The sequence below is a fragment of the Streptomyces sp. AC627_RSS907 genome (assembly GCF_019049165.1).
Window position 1 is genome coordinate 1 of sequence record NZ_JAGMUE010001397.1, and the last position, 664, is coordinate 664.

Here is a 664-nt window from a genome sequence, read left to right on the forward strand (position 1 = left end):
CCACCTTCCTCATCGAACAGGGCCTGGACTCGGGGCCGGTGTACGGCGTCCTCACCGAGCAGGTGCGCCCCACCGACACCAGCGGCGACCTGCTGACCCGGCTCGCCTTCGCCGGCGCGGGGCTGCTCGCGGCGACGATGGACGGCATCGAGGACGGCACCCTGCGACCGGTGCCGCAGCCGGCCGAGGGTGTCTCGCTCGCGCCGAAGATCGAGGTGGAGGACGCCCGGATCGACTGGGCGGCGCCCGCGCTGCGCGTGGACCGGGTGGTGCGCGGCTGCGCCCCGGCCCCCGGCGCCTGGACGGTCCTCCGTGGCGAGCGGCTGAAGGTGAAGTCCGTACGGCTGGTCACCGACCGCACCGACCTCGCCCCGGGCGAGATCGCCGCGACGAAGAACGCCGTGTTCGCCGGCACCGGCAGCCACGCCGTCGAGTTGCTGTGGGTGCAGCCGCAGGGCAAGAAGCCGATGGCCGGGGCCGACTGGGCGCGCGGGGTGCGCATCGCGGCGGGGGAGCGGTTCGAGGCGTAGCCAGGCGGCGCCCGCCGCGTCAGGCCCAGACGCGTCGGCCTCACGCGCGTCGGCCTCACGCGCGCCGGCCTCACGCGCGGCGGGGGCCGGCGCCGGCTCGGCTCGGCGGGGCCCGGTCGCGCCCTGGACAGCGT

At 77.1% G+C, this 664-nt stretch carries 1 protein-coding gene; it reads left to right on the forward strand.

What is annotated here, in order from left to right; all coding sequences use genetic code 11:
* Positions 1 to 530, forward strand: a 530-nt coding sequence (locus KUM32_RS42090) for a methionyl-tRNA formyltransferase (RefSeq protein ID WP_374227624.1), incomplete at its 5' end; no start/stop codon positions are given.
* Positions 531 to 664: the final 134 nt, after the last annotated feature.